Source organism: Roseburia sp. OM03-7AC, from assembly GCF_003462625.1.
GTDB lineage: Bacteria > Bacillota > Clostridia > Lachnospirales > Lachnospiraceae > Roseburia_C > Roseburia_C amylophila.
In genome coordinates this window covers 20,323-41,273 of sequence record NZ_QTZJ01000003.1, presented here as the reverse complement: position 1 = coordinate 41,273, position 20,951 = coordinate 20,323, and the positions used below count along the sequence as shown (strand labels likewise).

The 20,951-nt window shown below is 41.9% G+C and carries 18 protein-coding genes; 17 read left to right on the top strand and 1 reads right to left on the bottom strand.

Going from position 1 to position 20,951, the window contains the following annotated elements:
- The first annotated feature begins 148 nt into the window (after window positions 1–148).
- From DXB39_RS08210 to DXB39_RS08140, 15 genes are all read left to right on the top strand, one after another.
- Window positions 149–1,345, top strand: coding sequence for a cation:proton antiporter (locus DXB39_RS08210; protein ID WP_117841635.1), 1,197 nt, complete (start codon window positions 149–151; stop codon window positions 1,343–1,345).
- A gap of 439 nt (window positions 1,346–1,784) precedes the next feature.
- Complete coding sequence (locus DXB39_RS08205; RefSeq protein WP_117841636.1) at window positions 1,785–3,110, top strand: MATE family efflux transporter; 1,326 nt, start codon at window positions 1,785–1,787, stop codon at window positions 3,108–3,110.
- A gap of 39 nt (window positions 3,111–3,149) precedes the next feature.
- Entirely contained in the window at window positions 3,150–4,310 is a 1,161-nt protein-coding gene (locus DXB39_RS08200) for an ATP-binding protein (RefSeq protein ID WP_117841637.1), read from the top strand.
- A gap of 86 nt (window positions 4,311–4,396) precedes the next feature.
- Window positions 4,397–4,876: a Cys-tRNA(Pro) deacylase gene (ybaK, locus tag DXB39_RS08195; RefSeq protein ID WP_117841638.1), complete on the top strand. Its 480-nt coding sequence runs from the start codon at window positions 4,397–4,399 to the stop codon at window positions 4,874–4,876.
- Window positions 4,877–4,923: 47 nt separating this feature from the next.
- Complete coding sequence (locus DXB39_RS08190; RefSeq protein WP_117841639.1) at window positions 4,924–5,520, top strand: HdeD family acid-resistance protein; 597 nt, start codon at window positions 4,924–4,926, stop codon at window positions 5,518–5,520.
- 31 nt (window positions 5,521–5,551) lie between these two features.
- A complete protein-coding gene (locus DXB39_RS08185; RefSeq protein ID WP_022242978.1) occupies window positions 5,552–5,782 on the top strand; it encodes a hypothetical protein in 231 nt (76 codons plus the stop codon).
- A 74-nt stretch (window positions 5,783–5,856) separates the two neighbouring features.
- A complete protein-coding gene (locus DXB39_RS08180) occupies window positions 5,857–6,909 on the top strand; it encodes an HD-GYP domain-containing protein (protein WP_117841640.1) in 1,053 nt (350 codons plus the stop codon).
- Between the two features lie 32 nt (window positions 6,910–6,941).
- Window positions 6,942–7,508, top strand: a complete 567-nt coding sequence (locus DXB39_RS08175) for a TetR/AcrR family transcriptional regulator C-terminal domain-containing protein (RefSeq protein ID WP_022242980.1) — start codon at window positions 6,942–6,944, stop codon at window positions 7,506–7,508.
- Window positions 7,509–7,663: 155 nt separating this feature from the next.
- Window positions 7,664–9,748, top strand: coding sequence for an efflux RND transporter permease subunit (locus DXB39_RS08170; protein WP_117841673.1), 2,085 nt, complete (start codon window positions 7,664–7,666; stop codon window positions 9,746–9,748).
- Window positions 9,749–9,769: 21 nt separating this feature from the next.
- The gene (locus DXB39_RS08165) at window positions 9,770–11,980 is read left to right on the top strand and encodes a hypothetical protein (protein WP_117841641.1); all 2,211 of its coding nucleotides are present in this window, start codon (window positions 9,770–9,772) and stop codon (window positions 11,978–11,980) included.
- A gap of 33 nt (window positions 11,981–12,013) precedes the next feature.
- Window positions 12,014–12,589: a manganese efflux pump gene (locus DXB39_RS08160; RefSeq protein ID WP_022242983.1), complete on the top strand. Its 576-nt coding sequence runs from the start codon at window positions 12,014–12,016 to the stop codon at window positions 12,587–12,589.
- Between the two features lie 132 nt (window positions 12,590–12,721).
- Window positions 12,722–14,209, top strand: coding sequence for an ASKHA domain-containing protein (locus tag DXB39_RS08155; protein ID WP_117841642.1), 1,488 nt, complete (start codon window positions 12,722–12,724; stop codon window positions 14,207–14,209).
- A gap of 20 nt (window positions 14,210–14,229) precedes the next feature.
- Complete coding sequence (locus DXB39_RS08150; protein WP_117841643.1) at window positions 14,230–15,924, top strand: B12-binding domain-containing radical SAM protein; 1,695 nt, start codon at window positions 14,230–14,232, stop codon at window positions 15,922–15,924.
- Window positions 15,921–16,553: an endonuclease III gene (nth, locus tag DXB39_RS08145; RefSeq protein WP_117841644.1), complete on the top strand. Its 633-nt coding sequence runs from the start codon at window positions 15,921–15,923 to the stop codon at window positions 16,551–16,553. The genes DXB39_RS08150 and nth overlap by 4 nt, the downstream gene beginning before the upstream one ends.
- A complete protein-coding gene (locus tag DXB39_RS08140; RefSeq protein ID WP_117841645.1) occupies window positions 16,550–17,269 on the top strand; it encodes a 3'-5' exonuclease in 720 nt (239 codons plus the stop codon). Before nth ends, DXB39_RS08140 begins: the two co-directional genes overlap by 4 nt.
- Here DXB39_RS08140 and DXB39_RS08135 read toward each other — a convergent pair.
- The gene (locus DXB39_RS08135) at window positions 17,266–17,859 is read right to left on the bottom strand and encodes a hypothetical protein (protein WP_117841646.1); all 594 of its coding nucleotides are present in this window, start codon (window positions 17,857–17,859) and stop codon (window positions 17,266–17,268) included. The genes DXB39_RS08140 and DXB39_RS08135 overlap by 4 nt on opposite strands.
- A gap of 352 nt (window positions 17,860–18,211) precedes the next feature.
- On the opposite strand from DXB39_RS08135, the gene DXB39_RS08130 reads away from it, so the two are divergent.
- Both DXB39_RS08130 and DXB39_RS08125 read left to right on the top strand, forming a co-directional pair.
- On the top strand, window positions 18,212–19,846 hold the full coding sequence (locus tag DXB39_RS08130; RefSeq protein WP_117696605.1) for a VanW family protein: 1,635 nt from the start codon (window positions 18,212–18,214) through the stop codon (window positions 19,844–19,846).
- Between the two features lie 117 nt (window positions 19,847–19,963).
- Window positions 19,964–20,950, top strand: coding sequence for an AIR synthase family protein (locus DXB39_RS08125; RefSeq protein ID WP_117841647.1), 987 nt, complete (start codon window positions 19,964–19,966; stop codon window positions 20,948–20,950).
- The last annotated feature ends 1 nt before the right edge of the window (window position 20,951 follow it).

Genomic DNA, 20,951 nt, shown 5'->3' with positions numbered 1-20,951 from the left:
TAACAAAAAAATCTGGAAAATATATAAATATTAAGTAACAAAAAAAGAAAAAATATATTGCTATTACCAACAAAAAGAGTTAACATAGTTCCGGGTTTAGGAGAATGTAAAAAGAAAAAACAAGAGAAGAAAGGAAAGAGGTCATATTATGGAATCTTATGAATTTCTGCTTTTTTTAGCAATTATTTTAATTTCAACAAAAGTATTAGGACTTTTCTCACGAAAAGTGCATATGCCGGCAGTAGTAGGAGCACTGGCAGCCGGTATTATTTTAGGACCATCTGTATTAAAACTTATCACACTGGATGGAACCAACGGAGTATACCTTGAAATTACAGCTGAAATCGGAGTTATTTTTCTGATGTTCTCCGCAGGACTGGAGACTGATCTGAAAGAAATCAAGGCAAATGCATTGGCATCCTTTATCGTTGCTTTAATCGGAGTTATTGTTCCTCTGATTGGTGGATTTTTAGGGTATGCATTGTATTTCCATACAGATTTTGCAGATTATCAGGAGGTATTGAAATCTGTCTTTATCGGAGTTGTGCTGACAGCAACATCTGTGAGTATTACAGTAGAAACATTGCGTGAACTGGGACGTTTAAAGGGAAGAGTCGGAACAACCATTCTTGGCGCAGCCGTTATTGACGATATTCTTGGAATTATTGTACTTACCATTGTAACAAGCTTAAAGGATACCAGCGTAAATCCGGTTACTGTTATGGTTAAGATAGTCCTTTACTTTATTGTAATCGGAATTTTATTCTTCCTGGTATCAAAATGCAAACCATTAATTGAAAGCGAAGGTCAGAAAAGACGTGTTACTGTATTTGCACTGGCATTCTGCTTCCTGTTATCCTATGTATCGGAAAAATTCTTCGGCATTGCAGATATTACAGGGGCATATTTTGCAGGACTGATGCTTTGCAGCATGAAGAATGGTGAATATGTAAAAGACAGAATCAACTTCCCGTCTTACTTATTCTTCTCACCGGTATTCTTCGCAAGTATCGGTATTAAGACATCCTTAGACGGAATGACAGGTTCTATGGTAGGATTTACCATTATCCTTTTAGTTATTGCTTTACTGACCAAGGTGGTTGGATGCGGACTGGGCGCAAAGTTCTGCCGCTATACAAATAAAGAAGCATTACAGATTGGTGTCGGAATGATTTCCCGTGGTGAGGTTGCGTTAATTGTTGCCCAGAAGGGATATCAGTGCGGCATGTTAGACGATAGATTCTTCGCACCAATCGTACTGGTAGTAATCGTGACAACATTGATTACCCCGATTCTGCTGAAGCTGGTAATGCATGATAAACAGTCTGAACAGCCGGCAGCATAAAAGTCAGATAGCGCAGTAAAATAAAATCCTGCAGACCAAAAATAAATGTAAGTTTGTTACATTTGCGTCCGCAGGATTTTCTTGTAATTGCGCATAGCTATTGATTTTATTATTATTTGCAGCTTGCTATTTAGTATTTGCTATTTAGATAAACGTTTGTGTAGTCTGCCAAAGCAGGGATGCTTATCGGGGCTGTTAGTAGTATCTGGAATTTGTTCTTTATCTGGCAACGCTGGTACAGGGATGTACCAGCGAGGTGCATAGGAACAGGGATGTGACTTTGCACCGGTTGCCGGAACAGAGACAACGAAAAAACAAATTCCAGATACTACTTACACCCTGATACCGCATCCCGTCTTGGCAGACTACACAGACGCCATTCAAAAAGATAAATTATAAAATGTAAAGAACTATCGAAAGAAAAGAAAGAGGACAAAACGTGGAACAAAAGAAAACTCTTGGACAATTGTTTGTACCAATCTGCCTGGAAACATTATGTTATATGCTTTCCGGCATGGTGGATACACTGATGCTTTCATCTGTGGGAGATGCAGCAGTCGGTGCTGTTGGAACAGCCAATACCTATATAGGTATTTTTATCATTATGTTTTCTGTTATTTCAGCCGGAATGATTGCGGTTATGACGCAGTATATCGGTGCCGGAAAAGAGGGGATTGCATATCAGGCAAGACAGCTTGGCATGTTATTTAACGCTATTGTAGGAGCAATTCTTGCGGTATTTTTGTTCTTCCAGTCAGGAATGATATTATCAGCGGTTGGTGTGGCAGATTCTCTGATGGAGTATGCAAAAACATATCTTAGGATTGTGGGAGGCGGATGTATTTTAAACGCACTGATTCCGATTTTCTCCAGCTACTTAAGAGCGTTTGGATATACCAGACAGCCTCTTGTGGCAACGGTATCTGCCAACATTTTAAATCTTATCTTAAATGCAGTATTCCTTTTTGGGTTCCACTATGGAGTAGCAGGAGTTGCTGCAGCAACAGTAATTTCAAGGGTATTGAATCTTGGGCTGGTAATCTGCTTCGGACATTATTATATCCATGCGAAGGAGAAGAAGGAGAGGCTTAAGAACCGTGTAGTATTCGGACAGATTGTCAAGGTCGGACTGCCTTCTGCCTTGGAAACAGCACTATATAATGTGGCAATGACTTTGATTATCCGTTTCTTAAATCAGATGGACGCCAATGGAATGAACGTAACAGCCCGTTCCTATGCTATGCAGATTACAAATTTTTCTTACTGCGTAGGTGCAGCGTTAGCCCAGGCAAATGCAATTATGGTCGGCTGGCGGATAGGTGCACAGGATTATGAAGCCTGTGATAAAGGAACCAGAAAAGCAGCAGTTGTAGGCGTAATTGTTGCGACGATACTGGAGAGCATCTTTGCATTATCGTCCCACTGGCTGATACGGATGTTTACGGATGACCCGCAGATGGTATCTCTGGTTGGAAAGCTGCTGGCAATCGATATTGTCCTTGAAATTGGACGGGTGACTAATCTGGTATACGGAAATGCTTTAAAGACCAGCGGCGATGCAGTATTTACTACAGTGATTGCTGCGATATTCATGTACCTGTGTGCGGTGGGGGGAACTTATTTCTTCGGAATTCATCTAGGATTGCTGGTTTGTGGAGCATATATCGGTATGGCAATGGATGAATGTGTCCGGGCAGTGGGAATGATTTTACGGTGGCGGAGCGGAAAATGGAAACAGAAGGTATTGATAAAAGAAAACGCCTAGTATAAAATAAGAGAAAAATTGAAAGTAAGGAGCGGAAGCATGGCAGATACTGAGATTAATCTGGCACAATTAAAAGAATATAAGACTGGGGAATACCAGTTAATCGATATCAGAAATGAGGATGCCTTCCGCTATGGAAGTATCAGGGGAGCAGTCAATCTGCCGGAGCAGGAGATTCTTTTGAGAAAAGAGGAGCTATCGGCAGACAAGCGTCTGATACTATTTTGTGCCAAAGGAATCAACAGTATCGGAGTAGCGGAAAGACTAAGGGAAGAAGGTTTTGATGCAGTCAGCTTAGAGGGCGGCTATGGCGCATATCTGCTGGACAGTTTCCAGAAGAAAACATCAGAGAAAGAGGAACGCTGTCAGGAAATTGAGAAGAGCATCCGCAAGAAATTTCATAAAGCAATCTTTAGTAAATTCGCAAAAGCAATCAATGAATACGAACTGTTGCAGCCGGGAGACAAAGTGGCAGTATGTATTTCCGGTGGTAAAGACTCCATGCTGATGGCAAAGCTCTTTCAGGAATTGCAGCGGCATAATAAATTCCGATTTGAACTGGTATTCTTAGTGATGGATCCGGGATACAGTGAGATGAACCGTAAAGTGATTGAACGGAATGCAGAGCTGATGCAGATTCCGATTACGGTATTTGAAACACAGATTTTTGATGCGGTATATGAGATTGAAAATTCTCCGTGCTATCTGTGTGCGAGAATGCGCCGCGGTTATTTATATAGTAAGGCAAAGGAATTAGGCTGTAATAAGATTGCACTGGGACATCATTATGATGATGTCATTGAGACCATTTTAATGGGAATGCTCTATGGTGCACAGGTACAGACCATGATGCCGAAGCTTCACAGCACGAATTTTGAAGGAATGGAATTGATTCGTCCGATGTATTTAATCCGGGAGGATGATATCAAGCACTGGAGAGATTATAATGATTTGCATTTTATCCAGTGTGCCTGCCATTTTACCGATACCTGTACTACCTGTGACCCGGATGGACGTACCGTATCAAAACGGATGGAAATCAAACAGCTGATTGCCAGATTAAAAGAAGTGAATCCATATGTGGAAAATAATATCTTCCGCAGTGTGGAAAATGTAAATTTAAGTACCATTATCGCTTATAAGAAAGATGGGGTAAAACATTCTTTTTTAGAAACCTATGTGAATGGAGCGGATGAGTAACATGCAAAAAGTTTCCGATACGGAAGCTGTAGTTGTTAAAACAGAGACTTTCAAAAAAGTAAAGAACCCAAAAGGAGCATAAAACCATGGGGAAAGAAGTAAAGACTAATGCCATGCGGATTTTAGACCGGCATAAAGTGGCATATGAAATCTTAAATTATGAATGTGATGAATTTATTGACGGACTGCATACGGCAGAGCTTACCGGAGCACCGGTGGAGCAGACGTATAAGACACTGGTCATGCAGGGAAAAAGCAAGGCATATTATGTCTTTGTGGTACAGATTGCAGAAGAGGTGGATTTAAAGGCGGCAGCAAGAGCGGCCGGCGAGAAATCCGTAGAAATGATTCATGTAAAAGATATTACAAAGATTACCGGTTATGTAAGAGGCGGCTGCAGCCCCCTTGGAATGAAGAAACAGTTCCCGACCATTTTGGATAAAAGCATGGAACAGTTTGATAAAATCTATATCAGTGGCGGAAGAATCGGCACATCCATGGCATTATCTCCGGCAGACTTAGTGGCAGTAACCGGAGCAGCCTATGCAGATATTACTGCAAAATAAATGAAAGAAATGAAATAAAAAAAGTAAGTGGAAGGAGCGTATTTATTATGAGGGAAACATTAAAGAGAATCAAAGCAGATGTTATATTATCCGCCATTCTTTGTGTGGCACTGGGAGTTATTCTTATGATATGGCCTGCACAGGTAACAAAGGTACTTTGCTATATTTTAGCAGCTATTTTATGCGTGATGGGAATCGGACATATTATTTCTTATATGAGAAATAAACTCGAAAGCAGGCTGGGACTGGCAACCGGAATTGCACTGGTTATTTTGGGGGTATGGATTCTGGTACAGCCATTGAACTTTGCAAAGATATTCCCGGTAGTAATCGGAGTCGTATTGCTGATGCATGGTCTGGAAGACTTACGGATGACCATCGAAGCAAAGCAGAATGGTGACACAGCATGGGGAATCCTGCTTTTGATTACAATTCTTAATTTTGCATTCGGAATATTATTAATCTGGAAAGCTATCGAGATGGTACAGATTGCTATGGTAATCGTAGGAATTGCACTGATTTATGACGGACTGAGTGATTTGTTTGTAGTATATCGTGTGGCAGGTGCTGTCAAAGCGGCAAAACAGGCGGCAGAAGCCATTGATGTAGAAGCAGTAGAAGAAGATTCAGAAGAAAATGAATAATTTAGAAGCATAATCAGGAGGCGTATTATCAATGCGGCAGATGGAGTTTAAAATGGAGAGAACCGGGTTACTGGAAGTAGGAGATGTGTTACCGGTGACAGAGAGTAAGCTGCCGACTTCCTATTACTATACACTTGGAAATGCATTTGCAATGTCAGCAAATTATACCTTCCGGGAACGCCTGAAGTCTACCGAAGGGACGGTAGTGGATGTAAAGGAAACACCGAAGGGCTTTTTTGTGACGGTAGAATTTGATGAGTAAAAAAGTTGTAATCGCAGATAAAATGTTATAGAATAGGCGTGTGGGGTAACAAAAGACAAAGAGGAGCAATTTAGATGCGTTATCTACCAATAAAAAGGGTGGAAGCCGGAATGGCACTGGCTCAGGACATATTAGACGGTCAGGGAGTCATGCTTTTAGGCAGACATCAGATTTTGAATCAGGAACAGATAGAGAATCTGGATAAGATGGGTTATCCGGGTCTTTATATTGATGATAAGTTTTCCGAAGAAATAGAGATTGCCGAAGTAATTAAGCCGTCTATTCACTCAAAGAGCCTGGAAATAGTACATCATCTGTTTGTTGACCGCATGGAAGAGGAAGATGTCAGTGAACAGGAATGGCAGATCCGGGAAGCTGTCATGCAGGTGGTGGACAGTCTTCTGGAAAATGAAGAAGTAATGTATAACATGATGAGCCTTAAGAATTATGATGATTATACTTATTTTCATTCTGTAAATGTGGGAATTTTATCCGCAGTAATCGGAGCACATTATGGAATGGATGAGTATGAGCTCCGCATTCTTACTACCGCTGCGTTACTTCATGATATTGGAAAAAAATTCTTAGAGATAGATATATTAAATGCACGTCGTGCACTGACCGAGGAAGAAAGAAGAATCGTATTACAGCATCCGAAGTTAGGATATGAGTTCCTGAGGGATAATTTTGATTTTGCACCGGAAGTATATCTTGGTGTATTAGAACATCATGAATGCTATAATGGCGAAGGTTATCCGATGCGCAAATCCGGTGATGAAATCAGTATTTATGGAAGAATTATCAAGCTGGCAGATGTGTATGATGCCATGATTTCAAAACGGCCATACCGTGATCCGATGCCGCCGGCAGATGTCATTGAATATATAATGGCAATGAACGGTTCGGAGTTTGATCCGAAGCTGGTGGAAGTATTTTTACGCTGGGTGGCTGTCTATCCGGCAGGCTGTGAAGTGGAACTTTCTGATGGCAGAATGGCAGTAGTAAAGCATAATTATCAGGGATTTGTGCTTCGTCCCATTGTAAAAGTCTGTGATACAGGAGAAATCATAGACCTTAAGAATGATAAGGAAGCAAGAAGTATCACCATAGTGCGACTGGTCGTTTAGACGGCTGTTTGATAGGAAGATGAGAGGAAGTTATGACGAATCAGGGAAGGAACGCAATCGATACACTGCTTGCGGAGAGCCTAAAAGAGCTGACAATCAAGCAACCTATAGAAAAGATTACAATCAAGGAGATAACTGATAAAGCGGGAGTTATCCGTCCGACCTTTTATAATCATTTTCAGGATAAGTATGAACTGTTAGAGTGGATTATCCGGACTGAATTATTAGAGCCGGTAAAGCCGTTGATTCAGAATGGAATGATTGATCAGGCGTTAATTATTATATTTGCTGGTATTGAAAAAGAAAAAGATTTCTATACCAAAGCAAGCCGCTTAGAGGGACAGAATTCTTTTGAAGATATTGTAAAGGAATGTATTACGGGAACATTGATAGAAGTATTGGAAGAGAAGAATCTGGATAAGAAGATTCCGTCGCCATGGCTTACAAAAGAGCGGATTGCCCGGTATCATGCCCAGTCCTTATGTTTTCTGGTAATTACCTGGATAAAAAGTGGAATGTCTATGCCTGCAAAAGAGATGTCGGATATTTATAATTATATGATTCGCAATTCTATCGCAGATATTATAGGCGATAATTAATATACAAATTGGCAGATATGTATAGCAACTGTTACAGATTCTACAATTTGTATATTGGATTGATACAGCCAAAAAAGATTGCATATGTTCGGATGCAGTCTTTTTTTTTATACTCTTACCTAGAAAAACATGAAAAAGAAAGAGATGGTAAAGAGATGATTAAATTTGGAAAGGGCGTCGTAAAGCACAGAGTCCTGATACTCATTATCAGTTTTGCTTTACTGATTCCAGCAGCATTTGGTTACTTTAACACAAGGGTTAACTATGATATCCTTTCCTATCTGCCAGGTGAATTAGAGTCCATGAAAGGACAGGATATTCTGGTAGATGAGTTCGGTACAGGAGCATTTTCCCTATGTGTCATTGAAGGTATGGAAGATAAAGATATCTCCACCCTTCGGGAACAGATTGCAGATGTAGACCATGTTAAATCTGTTATATGGTATGATTCACTGGCAGACTTATCCGTACCAATGGACGTATTGCCGGATGAAATTTATGACATATTCAACAATGATGAATCGGACAGCACGCTGATGGCGGTTTTGTTTGATACTTCCATGTCAGCAGATGAGACAATGGATGCCATTGAAGAGATTCGTGGAATCACAACAAAACAGTGTTACTTAAGTGGTATGTCAGCAGTTGTAACAGACATTAAGGATCTGACCAACAAAGAGGTTCCGTTTTATGTATTGATTGCAGTATTGTTATCTGTTCTGGTACTTTCCCTGACAATGGATTCCGCAATCATTCCGTTGTTCTTCTTATTAAGTATCGGAATGGCAATCGTATATAATCTGGGAAGTAACGTAATAAAAGGAGAAATTTCCTATGTAACGCAGGCATTGGCGGCAGTCTTACAGCTTGGTGTTACCATGGACTACTCCATTTTTCTGTGGCACAGTTATCAGGAGAATCAGGAACGATTCCCGGGAGATAAGAATCGTGCCATGGCACATGCAATTTCAAATACCATTACTTCTGTAGTCGGAAGTTCCATTACTACAGTAGCCGGATTTATTGCATTATGCTTCATGAGCTTTACCCTGGGACTTGACCTTGGTGTGGTAATGGCTAAGGGTGTTATCTTTGGTGTAATTGCCTGCGTAACCATCCTTCCATCCCTGATTCTGGTATTTGATAAGGCAATTGAGAAAACCAAACACCGTGTTATTCTGCCGGACCTTGGAAATATTGCAAACTGGATTACCAGCCATTATTACATATTCATTATTTTATTCCTGGTAATCTTAGGGCCTGCAATCTGGGGTTATAACAATACGAACGTATATTATGATCTGGCTGGTACATTGCCGGATTCACTGGAAAGTATTGCAGCAAATAACAAGCTGGAAGAAAATTTTGATATGGGTGCTACCCACATTGTTTTAGTAGACAGCAGCTTAGAGCCAAAGACCATATCGAAGATGATTGATGAAATCGATGATGTGGATGGTGTAAAGGCAACACTTGGTCTGGATGCAATCGTTGGACCGGCAATTCCAAGAGATGTCATCCCGGATTCTATCCGTGGCGAGCTGGAAAATGAAAATTATGAACTGCTGCTGATTACTTCCGAGTATAAAGTAGCATCAGATGAAGTAAATGCACAGTGTGATGCCATCAGCGGCATTATTAAGAACTATGATGAAAATGGCATGTTAATTGGTGAAGCACCATGTACGCAGGATCTGATTACCACGACAGACCATGACTTCAAAGTCGTAAGTGCAGTATCTATCGGAGCAATTTTCGTAATCATCGCAGTTGTATTTAAATCTATATCACTGCCGATTATCCTGGTAGCTGCAATTTACTTTGCAATCTTTATCAACATGGGTATTCCGGCATACACCGGTACACAGCTTCCGTTTATCGCATCCATCGTAATCGGAACCATTCAGCTGGGTGCAACGGTTGACTATGCAATCCTGATGACCAATAAATATAAAAAAGCAAGATATAAGGGAACCGGGAAGAAGGAAGCAATTACAAGTGCCTTGCAGAGCTCAATCCAGTCCATTATCGTATCCGCATTAAGTTTCTTCGCAGCAACCTTTGGTGTAGGACTTTATTCTGATATCGATATGATTAGTTCCTTATGTACATTGATGGCAAGAGGTGCACTGATTAGTATGTTGGTTGTAATCTTTGTACTACCTTCATTGTTTATGATATTTGATAAAGTAATCTGCGTAACCAGTGCTGGTTTCCGCAACAAGAACAAAACGGTATAGATTAAGAAGGAGGACATAACAATGAAATTTTCAGAATTAAAGAATAAATTCAAAAATAAATATGCGATTCGTGTAATCGCAGGTGTGCTGATGGTGGCAATGCTTGGAACCAGTTATGGCGTATGGCAGGTAAATGCAGCAAAGCCATCTACCGAAAGCGTATCAGAGGAGACTACTGAGAAAGAAGCTTCTACGGAGGATACAGATGCAGAAAATGCAGACGCAGAAGAAACCAAATCGGAATTAAAAGACCAGCTGGGAAATCTTCTGAATTCCGATAAGGAAACAGAAGAAACCGGAAAAGATGAAACAGTATATATGATTGCAGATGCAGATGGTACCGTAAATAAAACCATCGTAAGCGACTGGTTAAAGAATAAAGAGAATGCAGATACTTTGGAGGACGCATCTGATTTAAAGGATATCAAGAATGTAAAAGGCGATGAGACCTTCAAACAGGATGGAGATAAAGTAACCTGGGATGCACAGGGAAATGATATCTTCTATCAGGGTACTACGGATAAAGAAGCTCCGATTACCCAGAAAATTACTTACTATCTGGATGGAAAAGAAATTGCTCCAAAGGATTTAGCCGGAAAGAGCGGAAAAGTTACCATGCGTTTTGAATTTACCAATAATGAGAAGACAACAAAGACTATCGATGGCAAATCCACAGATGTCTATGTTCCGTTCTCTGTTGTAACCGGAATGGTATTAAATGATAACTTCACGAATGTAGAAGTTACCAATGGAAAAGTAATTTCTGATGGAAAAAACAATATTGTGGTAGGAATCACAATGCCAGGTTTAAAAGAAAGCCTTGGTATTGATGATGCTGACCTTGGTGATGATGTCCAGTTCCCGGATTATGTAGAAGTAACTGCAGATGTAGAAGATTTCTCACTGGACATGACAGTATCCATGGCATCCAGCAACCTTCTTTCTGAAATGAATGTAAATGGAGATATTGACTTATCTGTATTATCCGATACAATAGATGAGATGACTGATGCATCTGACCAGTTGGTAGATGGTAGCAGCGAGTTATCCGACGGACTGAAAACATTACAGAGCAGTCTTGGAGAATTTAAAGCTGGTGTTGGAACAGCACAGTCTGGTGTGAAAGATTATACTTCTGGTGCATCTGCAGTAGCAGATGGTGCAAATACCTTAAACTCCGGCATTGCAAAGCTTGCAGAAAGTGCTCCGGCACTGACAAGTGGTGTATCTGCATTAAAGACTGGTGTGCAGCAGGCAGGAGCCGGTGCAACACAGATTAATGGTGGAGTTGCCCAGCTGGTAGATGGAATCGGAACCTTGAAATCTACTGTAAATGGCAGTCTTGCAGGAATGGATGCTTATGCATCTTCAGCAGATGCACAGGCAGCATTTACTTCCGCATTGACTGATTATACCAGTGCAGCAGTAAATTATCTTGCAGTATTACAGCAGTTACAGACCCCGGGAAGTACATTAAACGGTGCCTATTCACAGGTAGTAGCAGCAACCGGTGGCGGATTACAGGCGGTTAATGCAGATGCTAATATTTATATGCTGGATGATACAACCAATGCAACACTTTTAGCAGTAACTACCCAGGCAGGCAGTGCGGTTGATTTCAATAGCTTAAGCACAGCTTATGCAGCCCAGTTACAGAATATTTCAGCAGTTGCAACCAAGCTTGGAACTACAGGTGGTGCACAGGCACTGGCTCAGGTACAGGCAGGACTTGCACAGTTTGATGATACACAGCTTGCAACCTTAAAGACTGGAGCAGCATCCTTAGATGCAGGCCTGAATGGTGACGATGGAATTGTAGCAGGTGTTAATACATTAGACAGCTCTGTAAATGGCGCACTTTCACAGGGAATTACAGATTTGACCAATGGTGCAAAACAGCTGGCAGACGGAGCAAATACCTTAGTTGCAAATAATGACAAACTGAATGCAGGAATGACTTCTTTGAAGAGTGCAACAGAGCTTCTGATAAATGGTGTAGACCAGTTAGAGGATGGCTCTGAGACACTGGCAGATGGAATGGCACAGTTTGATGAGCAGGCAATTGAGAAACTTGCGGATGCTTACAACGGAGATTTGAAAGAGCTCTTGGATAAAGTAGATGCAGTGCTGGATGCTGGAAATGAATATAACACATTTACCAGAACAGCAGATGGTGTCAAAGGAAATGTAAAATTTATTTGGGAAACTGCTTCCATTAAGGCAGAGGTTTAAGTATAATAATTTTAAGAGAAAGGAGGACGGAAGATGAACTGGATAGAAACATTAATAATTGTATGCGGACTTTCCATGGATGTATTTGCTTCAGTAGAATGTCAGGGAGCAATGTTAGCTAAGATTCGTACCAAACAGCTTGTGCTGGTGACATTACTGGTATCCGTATGGCAGGTAATTGTTTTATATCTTGGAAATCTTGGAGCCGACCTCCTGTGTAAATATGATATTAAAGAATCACAGGTTATATTAGGTGAAGTGATTTCAGTGGCAGTATTCCTGTGTCTGGGAATCCGGCTTTTGATTAAAGCCTGGAAGAATGACCGGATTGATGAACGCCGGGAAGAGAACCTTGGCGTACATAAATTCGTACGGATTTGTGCTGTAACATCATTTTATACATTCCTGACCGGTGCAGCATTTGGCTTTCTGGGAACAAGCCTTCTGTCATTAATACTGGTTGGAATCATACTTACTGTTGTCTGTGTAGTCGGTGGTGCTTATGTTGGATATCATTTCGGCTATGAACAGAAGACAAAGGTATATCTGATTGGAGGAATTCTTCTTCTGATTGGCGGAGTAGATGTAATAATAAGGTTTATATTATAAATATAAGGGCGTGAAAATACCGCCGGCAACTGCGTTTGGGAGCGCAGCTGCCGGCGGTATTTGTATTTTCCCCTTGTTAAGTAGCAAGGGCGGGGGGTATAATAGCCACAAGGAAAGGAGGCAGTGACCACAATGCTGAAACTTCGAATTGGACAACTACATCAGGACATTATTATGCAGCCGGGAGAAAGCATCGCACAGGCACTGCTTCGGAAAGATTATAAGGTTCCTATGGCATGTGGTGGAAACGGCACCTGTGGGAAATGCAAAGTAGAGATAGACGGTGCATGGGTGAATTCCTGTAAACTCTATCCGAAACCGGAAGAAGATATTATAATTTCCGCCTTTGGCTGGGGAGAGGGAAGAGAAGAATTAACCCAGATTGCAGGAGTAGAAAAAATAAATATAACAGAAGGCAGAGCACGGGAGGCAAAAGGACAAACGAGAAAAACTTTCCTTGCAGTAGATATCGGGACTACCACCATAGCTGCAGCGCTGGTAGAGAAGGAAACAGGTGCAGTGCTTGCCACAGCAGGCTGCGGCAACAGCCAGCGTATATTTGGACAGGATGTATTAAGCAGAATTAAGGCATCTGTAGCGGGAACGGGTGAAAAATTAAAGACATTAATCCGGCAGGATATTTTAAACCTGTCAGAAGAGATACAGAAGAAACAGAAAGACATTGTAATTGAGCATATTTATATTGCAGGAAATACCACCATGGAACATCTTTATATGGGAGATTCCTGTGAGGGACTTGGTAAGGCACCATTTACTCCGGTCAGTCTTGCAGAACGAAAGGACAGCCTTTCGAACATACCGGTGACGTTACTGCCTGGAATTTCAGCATTTGTGGGCGCAGATATTGCAGCTGGCATGCTGGCGTGCGGGATGGATGAAGAAGAAAGACCTTCCCTGCTTTTGGATTTGGGAACCAATGGAGAAATGGTGCTGGCATTAGAGGATAAGATGATTGCCACCTCTGCACCGGCAGGACCGGCATTAGAAGGTGGAAATATTTCATGCGGTGTTGCCAGTGTGACTGGAGCAATCAGCAAGGTGCGTGTCATTGGAGAGCGGACAATTATTGGAACGATTGGAAACACACCGGCAACGGGAATCTGTGGAACCGGCGTGTTAGAGCTGGTAGCTGGACTTTATGAAAATCATATCATAGATGCATCCGGTCAGATGAAGGAAAAATACAGGGAAGAAGGCTTTCCTCTGGCACGGATGAAGGATGGAAAACAGATTACTTTTACCCAGCAGGATATCAGAGAGGTGCAGCTTGCTAAAGCGGCAATTCACAGCGGAATCGAATTACTGTTAGAGCATGCCGGCATTTCCATGGGAGAGATAAAAAAAGTATATTTGGCAGGAGGCTTTGGGGTATATCTGGATGTGCATATAGCAGCAGGCATTGGACTGCTTCCGGCGGAATTAGAGAAGTGTACAAAAGCAGTCGGAAATACATCTCTGCAGGGCTGTATCGCCTATGGAAGTTCGGAAGAAAACAGGAGCCGCACGGAAGAAATGATAAAAAAATGTGAATCAATCAATCTTGCAGAACAGGCGGACTTTGAGGAACGATATGTTGCCAATATGAATTTCCCAGAATAGAAATAAAAGAGGAAGAAATCATGAAGAAAATATTACTCACGGCAGTAAATGCAAAGTATATTCATTCGAATCTTGCGGTTTACAGCCTGCGGGCATATGCCAGAGAATTAAAAGAAAATATAGTACTGGCAGAATATACCATTAATAACCGGACAGAATATATTTTAAGGGAGATTTATCTGAAAAAGCCAGATGTAATCTGCTTTTCCTGCTATATCTGGAACATTTCCATTATTTTAGAAGTGGCAGAGGAATTTCATAAACTTTGTCCCAAGGTTCCAATCTGGGTAGGAGGCCCGGAGGTTTCCTATGAAGTGGAGGCGTTCTTAAAAGAGCATCCGTTTATTACCGGTGTCATAATCGGCGAAGGGGAGAAAACTTTCTCGGAGCTTTGCAGGTATTATGTGAAGGGAGAAGGCAGTTTGGAGGAGATGAAGGGCATAGCCCTTTTTGATGGAGCTGGAAATGTGCAGATTCATGAGTTACAGGAAATTCTTGATATGAATACGATTCCCTTCTGCTATGATTTGTCGGAGGATTTTTCCCACCGGATTATCTATTATGAATCCAGCAGGGGCTGTCCGTTCCGTTGCAGCTATTGCCTGTCCTCGGTAGAGAAGATACTTCGGTTCCGGGATGTGAAAATCGTAAAAAGAGAGTTACAGTTTTTCTTAGACCAGAAGGTAAAACAGGTTAAATTTGTTGACCGTACTTTTAATTGTGACAAAAAGCATGCCATGGCAATCTGGCAGTATATTTTAGGACATGATAATGGAATCACGAATTTTCATTTTGAAATTGCAGCGGATTTGCTGACGGATGAGGAAGCAGACTTAATTGCAAAGATGCGTCCGGGCCTGATACAGTTGGAAATCGGGGTACAGTCCACCCATGATGAAACAATCCGGGAAATCCACCGCCATATGGATTTAAAAGATGTGCACCAGATGATGAAAAAAGTCCAGAAGGCAGGAAACATTCATCAGCATCTGGATTTAATCGCAGGACTGCCTTTTGAAGATTATGAAACATTTACCCATTCCTTTGATGATATTTATGAATGGAAACCGGAGCAGCTGCAGCTTGGTTTCTTAAAGGTTTTAAAAGGCTCTTATATGTATGAACATGCAAAAGAGTATGAGGCAGTATACCGGGCAAAACCACCTTATGAGGTGCTTCGGACGAAGTGGCTTTCCTATGAAGATATCTGTAACATTAAGCTGGCGGAAGAAATGCTTGAGGTATATTATAACAGCACACAGTTTCCGGTGAGCATCCGGCTGCTAGAGACGATACACGAAAGTGCTTATCATATGTTTGAAAATCTGGGACATTTCTATGAGGAACATGGCTACCTTGCCATGAGCCATACCAGAATGCGGCGAAGCGAGATTCTCTTAGAATATGTAGAAAGCCTTGGGGTGGCTGACATGGAAGTGTTCTATCAGGCGGCAACTTATGATATTTACAGCAGGGAAAATGCAAAAAGCCGTCCGAAATGGGCAAAGGATTATGCGCAGTGGAAAGATGTGACAAGAGCATATTGCCCGAAGGGAAGCCTTGCACATATCGAGTGCTTTGACTATAGCTTCGAAGAAGATGCATTTGGCAGAAAATGCGAACCATACTATCTGAAATTTGATTATGAAAACAGAAATCCTCTGACGAATCAGGCGGAAGTTACGATAATTCAGTGGGAGGGAGAGACAAAGTGACAAAAAGGACGGCAGAAATATTAAAAAGATTAGATGAAACCTATGGTACCGAATACATCTGTTATCTGAATCACGAGACACCTTGGCAGCTTCTGATAGCAGTAATCTTAAGTGCGCAGTGTACCGATGCCAGGGTAAATATTGTGACAGAAACATTGTTTAAAAAATATGACACCTTAGAGAAATTTGCCAATGCAGATCTGGCGGAATTAGAGGAGGACATCCGTTCCACCGGATTTTATCACAATAAGGCGAAGAATATCATATCCTGTGCGAGGACGCTGGTTCGGGAATATCATGGAGAAGTTCCGTCTACATTGGAAGAACTTACTTCCCTTGCAGGAGTTGGACGAAAGACTGCAAATGTCATCCGGGGAAATATTTACCATGACCCAAGTATCGTAGTAGATACCCATGTAAAACGTATTTCCAAACGCCTTGGATTTACAAAAGAGGATGATCCGGTAAAAGTAGAATATGATTTGATGAAAGTATTACCGAAGGATCACTGGATTTTATATAACATCCAGATTATAACATTCGGAAGAAATATCTGTTTTGCAAGAGGACCAAAGTGCAGCGAATGTTTCTTGCAGGATTTGTGTAAAGCAGAGGATAAGCGGAAATGATACCACAGGATTATACAGTAATTGACCTTGAAATGACGGGGCTTCATCCGAAAAATGATGCCATCCTTGAGGTGGGAGCGGCAAAAATAAGAAATGGCGAAGTGACGGATACCATGGACATTTTTGTGAATCCCGGCAGGAAAATTACGCAGGAGATAACAGAACTTACCGGAATTACCGATGAGATGGTAAAGGAAGGCTTAAGTCCGGCAGCAGCATTTCATAAGACAGCAGAATTTATCGGAGATGATATTCTGGTGGGACACAATATCATATTTGACTACAGCTTCTTAAAGCAGCAGGCAGTCAATGAGAAAGTGCCGTTTGAAAAAAAAGCAGTAGATACGTTGAAAGCAGCACGCAAATGTATGCTGCGTCCGGAAAAAAAGTCTTTGGAATGTCTCTGCGATTACCTTGATATTGAGCGGGAGCGGGAGCACCGGGCAATCTATGATGCACTGGCAACCCATGAACTTTATCAGTATTTACAAAAGACATATGGAGAAACAAATCCGGAAGTATTTGAACCGAAAGATTTGATTTATAAAACAAAACGCCAGACTCCTGCAACGAAAATTCAAAAAATTCACTTGAAGGAACTGGCGGATTATCATAAAATAGAACTTGACATTGTCTGGGAACAACTGACCAGAAGCGAAGCATCGCGTCTTATGGATAAGTTGATTTCACAGTATGGAAGATGCACGAAAGATTAGGAAAGTTTTTCTTTGATACGTTTTCTGGAGCCTTCCGGCAGTGTGGCAAGCTTCTGATATACTTCGGTCAGTGAACTGCAGTCGTTTGTTTCTTTTAAAAGAGGAACTAACAACGTATAATTATCTGTAATATCGCTTCCGCAGCGGATGCCAAAGAGCAGAATATCGATGGCGGCTTTTGCTTCAGACTGGTCGCAGAGCAGTTTGCCAAGTTTTGCAATGGTACAGATTAAAGTATTATAATTTTCATCAAACTCGGTCAGAGCTGCAAGGCTGGCAGCACCGTAAGCTAATTTTAAATCGGTATTGGTTTTGCCATTCAGATTAACGATTTTTTTAGCAGACAGCTGACGAAGTGTTTCATAAAGGGTGAGGACATCTTCAGATGCCTGTGCCGGGGGAGTCAGCAGTTCTTCCGGAATAGTAATATAAGGAAGGTTGTCAAGACTGCGGCGGCGGGTGGCGTTGGCTTTATTTTCACGGGCCCAGAACTGCTCGGTAATTTCCTGTTCCTGTTTGGTAATCTGACGCTTTCTGGAGTTTAGAAAAACAACAAAAATGATAAAGCATATGAGTATGATAGGAAACATAGTTTGCTCCTTTCGAAAGTATAGTAGTATAAAAATAAATATGAGGTGAATGAAATGATTAATTTTAAAAATTCAAAAGGGAAAAAATATTTCGCAGGATTTATCGCAATTATTCTCGTTGCAGCAATGGTATTATCCCTTTGCATCACTATTTTTTCATAGAATTTTTTATGCATTCATCATGTCATAATATACAGAAATCGCGTATTTCTGTCAAATATATTAGTAGTTATGACGCTTGAAAATGCAAAGTTATATGATAAAATGAGTGTTAGCAAAACTATCACAGTGTAATCTGGTGAATAAAAAGCTTTAAAATGTCTTGAGGGTTTAAGAGATTGAGAGGAAGAATATGAAAAAAATAAAATTAGTGCTTCCGATTCTGGGACTGGTACTCGCAGTAACAGCGGGTGTATCAGCAACCGCAATTGTGAAAGCGGATGAAAATGCAGAAGTGATTCCACAGAACGTATATATCGGGGATGTGTCTGTAGGCGGAATGAGTGAATCAGATGCAGAGGCAGCTGTAGAAGCAGCAGTATCTGCTTATGAGGATGCGACCTTTGAACTGTCCGCTGCAGAAAACAGTGTAAAGGCAAGCCCTTCTGATCTGGGATTGAGCTGGAGCAATAAGGATATCGTAAAAGAAGCAATGAATTATACCCGTACGGGAAATCTTCTGGAGCGTTACAAAGCGAAGAAAGATCTGGAAAAGGAAAATAAAGTATTTGATATTATATATACCGTAGATACAGACACCACAAAAAGTTTTCTGGAAAATCATGCCAAAGAGCTGAATCAGGAAGCGGTCAACAATGGTCTTACACGTGAGGATGGTGAATTTAAAATCATCGACGGCCAGGAAGGTATCGAAGTAGATGAGGATGCTTCTGTAGAAAGTTTACAGAAATATTTTACTGAAGAATGGAAGGGCGGAGACGCAGCCATCAGTCTGGTAGCAAATGTGGTAGAGCCGGAAGGAACTGCAGAAGAACTTTCAAAGGTAAAGGATTTACTGGGCTCTTTCTCTACCGACTTCAGTGATTCTTCTGCCGGTCGTGTGGCAAATGTAAAAAATGCAGTAAGTAAAATCGATGGAACCGTACTTTACCCGGGAGAGGAATTTTCTGTGTATGAAGCTATTGCACCACTGGACGCTTCCGGTGGATATGAACTGGCAGGCGCATATGAGAATGGTACAACCGTAGAATCTTATGGTGGTGGGGTATGTCAGGTTTCCACAACGCTTTATAATGCGGTTATCCGTGCAGAACTGGATATTACCGAGCGTTATGCACATTCCATGCTGGTAACATATGTACAGCCATCTATGGATGCAGCGATTGCCAGCAATTTAAAGGATTTGAAATTTAAGAATAATCAGGAGGCTCCGATTTATATTGAAGGATACTGCAGTGGCGGTATTGTATATTTCAACGTATTTGGTCAGGAGACAAGACCGGCTGACCGTCAGGTAAGCTTTGTCAGTGAAACGGTCAGTGAAGAAGAGCCGACTATTCAGGTGCAGACTACCGAAGACCCGATTGGAACTGTAACCGTTCAGAAAGCACACATCGGTAAATCGGCAAAACTCTGGAAGATTGTTACTGTAGATGGCGTAGAAGAAAGCAGAGAGGTATTTAATACCAGTAAATATAAAGCAACACCTAGAATTATTTCTGTTGGTATGGGCTCTGATAATGAAGAGGCAATTGGAGCAATGAATGCAGCGATTGCAACGCAGGATGAAGCAGTTATCCGTTCTGCAGCAGCAACCTGGTGCTCAGATGCGGTAGCAGCAAGAGCGGCAGAAGCTGCAGCGCAGCAGCAGCAACAGGCGGCTTCCGGTGGAGTAGAGCCACCGGCTGATGCACCTGCCGCACCAACAACACCAACAACACCGACTACACCAACAACACCAACAACACCGACGACACCGACGACACCGGATACAGGAACCGGAGATGGAGCTGCAACCACCCAGTAAAACGGTGAAAGATGATGCAGGCATGCGATTTTTATCGCCACCCGCGTAAATAAGAAGCAAGAAAGGCTGCCTCGGCTATGAGACAGCCTTATGCTGTAAAAATGGGAAGAAGAATCTATGAAGATAGGAAAAGTGCCGGAAAGCGTATTAAAACGCTCCGTAATCAGACAATTGCATACGAAGAGAAAGGAAGTTGTGTTAGGTGCAGGCGTGGGAGAAGACTGTGCTGCCCTTACCCTTGCCCCGGATGAGATGTTTGTAATGTCTACGGATCCGATTACAGGAACAATCCATGAAATCGGAAAGCTGGCAATTCTCATTACTACTAATGACCTGGCAAGTGCCGGAGCAGAACCAATTGGAGTTATGTTAACCATATTGCTGCCGGAGCACACGGAAGAAAGCCTTTTGAAACAACTGATGCAGGAGCTGGAAGAGGCTGCCGCGGCGGTGTCCGTTCAGATTATGGGCGGACATACCGAGATTACCAGGGTGGTAAATCAGCCACTGGTTACTGTATGCGGTGTAGGGAAGGTAAAGAAGAACGGACTCATTTCTACCGGAGGAGCAAAACCGGGCATGGACATCATTGCCACTAAGTGGATTGGCTTAGAGGGAACAGCTATTATTGCCCATGAAAAGGAAGAAGAACTCTGTACTCATTTTTCCAGGCATTTTGTAGAACAGGCACAGGCTCTTGACCGGTATTTATCTGTAATGCCGGAGGCCGCCACCGCCGTGAAGTCTGGCGTGGGAGCAATGCATGATGTAACAGAGGGCGGTATATTCGGAGCACTCTGGGAGATGGCAGAAGCATCCGGCGTCGGACTGGAAATCGACTTAAAGAAGATTCCGCTTCGGCAGGAGACAGTAGAAGTCTGTGAGTTTTTCCATATCAATCCCTATGAACTGATATCCAGCGGCTGTATGCTGATGGCAGCAGCTGATGGAAATGAGCTGCTCAGAAGATTAAAGGAAAATGGTATTGAGGCAACGGTAATCGGAAAAGCAACTGCGGGAAATGACCGCGTGCTTATGAATGAGGACGAACACAGATTTTTAGAACCACCGAAGACGGATGAATTATATAAAGTAATTCAGTAGT